Source organism: Candidatus Schekmanbacteria bacterium (assembly GCA_003695725.1).
GTDB lineage: Bacteria > Schekmanbacteria > GWA2-38-11 > GWA2-38-11 > J061 > J061.
In genome coordinates, this window is record RFHX01000018.1 from 1 (window position 1) to 6,910 (window position 6,910).

A 6,910-nucleotide genomic window follows, 5' to 3' on the forward strand; every position below is an offset into this window, starting at 1 on the left:
AGTAGATGCTCTTGTCAATTGGGCAAGAAAAAGCTCTCTTTGGCCCTTGCCTTTTGGGACAGCTTGTTGCGCCATTGAATTTATGTCGGTAGTTTCATCACATTATGACTTATCCCGCTTTGGCGCAGAGGTTGTTAGATTTTCTCCCAGGCAGGCAGATCTTCTTATAGTTGCAGGCACAATTACGGACAAAATGGCGCCTGTCCTCAAAAAAATATATGACCAAATGCCTGAACCGAAATGGGTGCTTTCAATGGGTGCGTGCGCATCATCAGGAGGATTTTATAGAGCATATCATGTCGTTCAAAGTATCAAGGAGATTATTCCTGTTGATGTATTTGTAGCAGGTTGTCCGCCTACTCCAGAGAATTTGATTCATGGAATTATGATGATTCAAAAGATTGTTGAAAAGGATTCTGTGAAAAATGCTCGAGGATAATCCCACAGTAGCAAAAATTAAAGAAGAACATCCAGAGGCAATTCGTTCAGTTGACGATGCATACGGCAATCTAACAATTGTGCTGAACCGTGAATATATTGTTCCCGTATGCAATACCTTAAAAAATAATCCTTCTCTAGATTACAAAATGCTTCTTGATATATGCGGCGTTGATTATTTGGGAAAGAGAGAAGAGCGGTTTGAAGTAGTATATCATCTCTATTCTCTTTCACGCAAAAAGAGAGTTCGTCTTAAGGTCCCTCTTTATGAAAATGATCCTGTCGTAGATTCTGTAACAAGTGTATGGAAGGGAGCCAATTGGTTTGAACGTGAAGCATATGATATGTTTGGTATCCGTTTCAATGGACATCCAAACCTTTCAAGGATACTCTGCCATGACTGGTTTGTAGGACACCCTTTACGCAAAGATTTTGATGCTGGACAGAGGACCAAAAATACACAAATCAAAGAATTTTTAAAAGAGGAATTCAAAGATGCCGGCGCAGATAAATATGTTGTCAATATTGGACCTTCACATCCAGCTATGCATGGCACTTTCAGAATTCAAGCTCTTCTCAATGGTGAGATAATCGAAGATGCAGAAGCTGAAATAGGTTACCTTCATCGTTGTTTTGAAAAAATGTGTGAAACTCATACTTATAATACTGTAATTCCTTATACTGACAGATTGAACTATTGCTCTGCATTTATGAATAATGTTGGATATGCTATGGCTGTAGAGCGGTTAATGGGTATAGAGATAACTCCAAGAGCGACAGCCATAAGGATTATCCTTTCGGAATTTTCGAGAATAATGGACCATTTTGTCTGTCTTGGCGCCAATCTTGTTGACCTTGGTGCTTTGACAAATTTCTGGTATTTCTTTAAACCGAGAGAAGATGTTTATGAGCTTCTTGAATCCTGCTGTGGCTCCCGTTTGACAACGAATTATGTCAGAATTGGCGGACTTGCCAAGGATGTGCCAGATGATTTTGTCACAAGATGCAGAAAAGTAATCGAATCCGTTAGAGAATTTCTAAACTATGTCGAGAAGCTGAACAATAAGAATATGATTTTTCACAAGAGGACGAGAGGCGTTGGAGTCATCAGCAAAGAAGATGCAATAGAATTTGGCTGGACCGGACCTTGTCTTCGCGCATGCGGAGTCGATTATGATATAAGAAAAGATCATCCTTACTATGGATATGAAAATTTTGATTTCGAAGTACCCATAGGAACAAATGGTGATACCTATGACCGTTACATTGTAAGGATTGAAGAGGCAAAGCAGAGTTTGAGAATAATTGAACAAGCCCTTGAAAAAATGCCTAAAGGCTCTGTGCACTGTGGAGATAAGAGAGTTGAACTTCCTCCAAAAAAGGATGTTTACACTAATATAGAAGCATTGATGAATCATTTTAAACTTATAATGCACGGAATGGAACCGCCTGAGGGAGAAATTTACTCTTTTACCGAAGCTGCAAATGGAGAGCTTGGTTTTTATATAGTGAGCGATGGAAGTGCCAAACCTTATAGAATTAAGTTAAGGCCGCCCTGTTATGCTATATATCAAGCATTCCCGTATATGTTGAAAGGTGCAATGATTTCAGACCTCATAGCAATATTGGGCGGATTGAACATTATAGCAGGTGAGCTTGACAGGTAGATTGATGGAAAAGATACTGTTAAAAAATACTGATTTTGATGACCAGCCACAGATCGATGCGGCGCTTTCTCGCGGTGCCTATAAAGCCCTCGAAAAAGCCGTTTCAATGGCTCCGGAGACAATAGTTGAAGAAGTTAAGAAATCAGGATTGAGAGGGCGCGGAGGAGCAGGTTTTCCTACCGGATTAAAGTGGTCATTTATCCCAAAAGATACAACACTTCCAATTTATTTGGTATGCAATGCCGATGAAGGAGAACCGGGCACTTTTAAAGACAGACATATTATTGAAAGAGACCCTCATCTTTTAATCGAAGGCATAGCCGTTTCAAGTTATGCGCTTAAAGTGAAAACTGCTTATATATACATAAGAGGAGAATTTTATAAAGGCGCGATGATGCTTGAAAAAGCAATTGATGAAGCCAAGGAAAAAGGTTTTTTGGGAGAGAATATACTTGGAAGAAATGGCTTGAACATCGATATCATTGTTCACAGAGGAGCGGGTGCATATGTTTGTGGTGAGGAGACATCCTTGCTCGAGTCTCTTGAAGGGAAACGGGGTTATCCCCGCTTGAAACCGCCTTTCCCTGCAACTGTTGGCGCCTTTGATTGTCCTACTGTAATAAACAATGTAGAAACCTTGGCTTCTGTGCCATGGATAGTTTTGAATGGCGGTGATGCCTATGCTTCCATAGGCACTGAAAAGAGCAAAGGGACAAAGCTTTTCAGTGTTTGCGGAAAGGTAAATAGGCCGGGAGTATATGAAATTGACCTTGGTTTGCCACTTAAAACTTTTCTTGAGGAATCGTGTGGAGGTATAAAGGATGGAAAGAAACTAAAAGCAGTAATTCCCGGCGGTTCTTCTACACCAGTACTTCGAGCTGAAGAAATAGAAAAGGTTAATCTCGACTATGAATCTGTAGCTGAGGCAGGGTCGATGCTCGGGTCGGGAGGAATGATTGTTTTTGATGAAAGCGATTGTATGGTTGAAGCAATAACAGTGCTTGCTCATTTTTATGCCCATGAATCGTGCGGACAGTGCACTCCTTGCAGGGAGGGAACGGCGTGGATGGCACGGATTTTGAAGAGAATTTTGAATGGTGAAGGAAAGATATCGGATATCGACCTGCTTTTGGATATCTGTGACAACATTAGTGGAAAAACAGTATGTCCTCTGGGAGATGCGGCTGTTATGCCTGTGCAGAGCTTTATTGAGAAGTTTAGAGACGAGTTTGAGTATCACATACAAAATGGTAAATGTAATGTTAAATGATTGAGTTGGTAAAGTTATGCCAAAAATAACTATTGATGGAAAGGAATTTGAATTTGAAAAGGGTGAAAGTATTCTGCAGGTAGCGGAAAGAAATGGTATTGAAATACCTCATTTTTGCTACCATAAAGACCTGCCTTGGGCTGGCAATTGCAGAATGTGTCAGGTAGAAGTTGAAAAGATGCCTAAATTAGTCATCTCATGTGCCACTGTAGCCCAAGATGGGATGGTCGTCCATACAAATAGCCCTCGTGTCCGTAAAGCGGTGAGAGGTGTGCTTGAATTCCTTTTACTCAACCATCCGATTGATTGTCCAATATGCGACCAGGCAGGAGAATGTTATTTACAGGATTATTATATGAAGTATGGTTTGCATGATTCTCGAATTGATCTTTCTGAAAAGGTGAGAAAGAGAAAGGCAATTCGATTGGGTGATATGATTGTCCTTGATACAGAAAGATGTGTTCTCTGCTCACGTTGTATTCGTTTTTGTGAACATATTACTAAAACAGGAGAATTTGGCTTTTCTTATAGAGGCAATCGCACTGAGATAGGCACTTTTTATGATGCTGTAGTTGACAATCCCTATTCAGGGAATCTTGTCGATATTTGTCCGGTAGGAGCGATTACGAGCAGAGATTTCAGGTTTAAATGCCGAGTATGGTTCCTTGAATCTACGGAAACAATATGTCCTTCTTGTAGTACAGGATGCAATATCTTTTTGGATACAAAGGACGGCATTGCCTACAGGATTCGCCCCAGATATAATCCCGATGTTAACAAAAGCTGGATTTGTAACGAAGGGAGGCTTTCTTATAAATTATTGAATGATGAGGCAAGACTTCTTCAGCATTTAGAAAAAGAGAATGGGGCATATAAATCCTTAAGCTATGAGAATGCCATTGAAAAGACAACGGAAAAGATAAAAAGAATTGTATCTTCTAACAATGAAAAAGTCTTGGCTATTGCTTCTCCTGATGCTACCAATGAAGACATATACCTCTTTAAAAAAGTCTTTTCCCATTACATTAGGACACCGCACATTTATCTTGGTGAGACATCAGGAAAAGAAGATGCCGAAAAGAGGGAAGACCAGATTTTAAGGCGAATTGATAAACATCCAAATACTATGGGCGCAATTTTTATGGGAATTAGTACTCCTCCGGGAGGTAAGCTAACTCCACAAAAAGCAGCAGAAATCATTAAAGCTAACGATATAAAAATGCTTTATTTTATGTCGCCGTCGCTCATAAAAGAAGGTGAAAATTCAGAAGAATTCATAAATGCATTAAAAGGAGTAGAGCTTATTATTATTCATTCTATGTTTGTTGTGCCTTCTAATTTTCCGGTAAATTATGTTTTTGCTTCATCATCTTATGCTGAGGTATCAGGTACTTTTACAAATTATGCAGGGAAGGTGCAAAGAATTAAAAAAGCTCTGCCGAATAAGGGAGATGCAAGAGGACATTATGAAATACTGCAGGATATACTTTTTGAAATTTCCGGTGAGAAGAGATATGAAAAGGTAGAGGAAATATTTGAAGAAATTAAAAGGGAATATGAACAGTTTTCTAACCTTTAGAAATTGATTATTTAGTGAAGAAGTGTAAAAATGGCAAAAACAAAAATAGCTGAAGTTGAAGAGAAAAACATTGTGGCAACTATTAAGGGCCTTGCTGTTACAATCGGTAATTTTGCAACAAATCTCTTTAAAAAAGACAGGCCCACAATAGAGTATCCTGATGAAAAGCGAGAATATTCTGAGAGAGTCAGAGGTGTGCATATCCTTACAAAGAGAGAAGATGGAAGCCCCAAATGTGTTGCCTGTTATATGTGCGCAACGATTTGTCCTGCGCAATGCATTACCATAGTTGCTGAGGAGCATCCTGATGATACAATTGAAAAAAGGCCAAAGAGTTTTGAGATAGATATGCTTCGATGCGTTTTTTGCGGATATTGTGTGGACGCCTGTCCTGAAGAAGCCATTATAATGAGCAATGAAATAGAGTGCGCATTCTATTCCTATGATGAGCGCAATTACAATATTGATATATTGAAAGACAGACCTTCTTTAAAAGATTCTAAACTTGGATATAGACCGGATAAAGATTAGTTTTCAATAATAAGGTTGTCCTTTTTAAAAATTCATTTAATGGCTTCTCCAAAAGATTTTATCAATTTGCTTTTTTTGGGAAGGAAGAGAATATCTTTTGATGAGTATGTCGATTTTGTTCTCCATCATCCTGAATATGGATATTATGGCAAGTCAAACAAGAGGAGAGGGCTTGGCGAAGATTTTTATACTGCCCCCCTTTTAAGCTTTGCTTTTGGAAAATGTATATCGAATTTTTTGATTTCCACACTCAGATTTTTCCCCTCAAATAAAAAATTGACTATTCTTGATGTGGGTGCAGGAAATGGAATGCTATTGAAAGATATTTTTTCATCTTTATCGGCGGAAAGAGAAAAAAATATTCAATTTTTCTTTTGTGCTGTAGAGCAGAAGGATATTTTAAGGAATGAAATCGAGGAAAGATTCAAAACATTGAGCCAACATATCGGAATAAATGAGAAATTGGAAGATGTTGAGTCATTCGATGGAGTTGCCTGTTTCAACGAATTCTTTGATGCACTGCCTTTTAGCAGAGTTAGAATAGAAGGAGTAAGAAGGGAGGAAATATATGTCGAATGCCACGATGGTGTCTTTGAGGAAAAGAAGGGGAAGATTTCATCTGATATAAAATCAGCAGAATGCAGAAGATGGTTTAAAGATTTTTTAGGAAGAGGGGAAGTCGATATTTGTCCTTTTTATGAAGATATTTTTAAAAAACTTTCTGCAAAAATGAATAGTGGTTTTGTCTTAATTATAGATTACGGAGATAGTGCATACAAATTATATGATAAGGATTTCCCTCAGAGTACGCTGAGATGTTTCAGCAGAAATCGAGTAAGCAAAAATCCTTATATTCTTCAAGGTGAGCAGGATATAACCTTTTCTGTCAATTTTTCTGAAATTGCCTTTCAAGCAAAGAGACATGGATTTAAGGTAATAGATTTCATATCACTTCAAACTTTCCTTATCAGGTGGGGAATCCTTGATATTGTTTCTTCCCTTGCATCAGACAGCGCCATTGATATAAAAAGATATAATGAAATTCAAAAAATAAAAAACCTTCTTCTTCCCGGAAGTTTGGGTGAAGTCTTTAAGGTTCTTATGTTGGCTAAGAATATAAAAGAAGATTCTTTTTGCAAAGAAACCGATTTTTAATTAACTCTTTCATTCATCTAATAAAATCAGAATTATGAGTGAATGTTTTTATTATCTCCTATCAAAAATTGACTATGAAGAGGGATTGAAGCTTCAAAGGGCGGCATTCCAAAAAGTATCGTCAGGTGATGTTGGCAATATTCTTCTCCTACTTGAACACAATCCTGTTATAACTTTAGGTAGAAGAGGAAAAAAAGAAAATCTTTTAGTGGAGGAATCATTTCTTAAAGAAAAGGGAATAGGTTTGTATAATGTTGAACGCGGTGGTGA

7 protein-coding genes are annotated in these 6,910 nt (G+C 38.1%); all 7 read left to right on the forward strand.

Features of this window, described 5'->3' with window-relative positions; translation table 11 throughout:
- Positions 1–439 (forward strand): NADH-quinone oxidoreductase subunit B (locus tag D6734_00770; GenBank protein RMF98134.1); only part of this gene is annotated, 439 nt, incomplete at its 5' end.
- Positions 426–2,105: an NADH dehydrogenase (quinone) subunit D gene (nuoD, locus tag D6734_00775; GenBank protein RMF98135.1), complete on the forward strand. Its 1,680-nt coding sequence runs from the start codon at positions 426–428 to the stop codon at positions 2,103–2,105. The genes D6734_00770 and nuoD, both read left to right, overlap by 14 nt.
- A gap of 4 nt (positions 2,106–2,109) precedes the next feature.
- On the forward strand, positions 2,110–3,375 hold the full coding sequence (nuoF, locus tag D6734_00780) for an NADH oxidoreductase (quinone) subunit F (GenBank protein RMF98140.1): 1,266 nt from the start codon (positions 2,110–2,112) through the stop codon (positions 3,373–3,375).
- Between the two features lie 16 nt (positions 3,376–3,391).
- Positions 3,392–4,954 (forward strand): hypothetical protein, encoded by a 1,563-nt coding sequence (locus tag D6734_00785; protein RMF98136.1) that lies wholly within the window; start codon positions 3,392–3,394, stop codon positions 4,952–4,954.
- Between the two features lie 30 nt (positions 4,955–4,984).
- Complete coding sequence (locus tag D6734_00790) at positions 4,985–5,485, forward strand: NADH-quinone oxidoreductase subunit I (GenBank protein RMF98137.1); 501 nt, start codon at positions 4,985–4,987, stop codon at positions 5,483–5,485.
- 39 nt (positions 5,486–5,524) lie between these two features.
- Positions 5,525–6,640: a hypothetical protein gene (locus D6734_00795; protein RMF98138.1), complete on the forward strand. Its 1,116-nt coding sequence runs from the start codon at positions 5,525–5,527 to the stop codon at positions 6,638–6,640.
- A 34-nt stretch (positions 6,641–6,674) separates the two neighbouring features.
- Positions 6,675–6,910, forward strand: a 236-nt coding sequence (locus tag D6734_00800; GenBank protein ID RMF98139.1) for an octanoyltransferase, incomplete at its 3' end; no start/stop codon positions are given.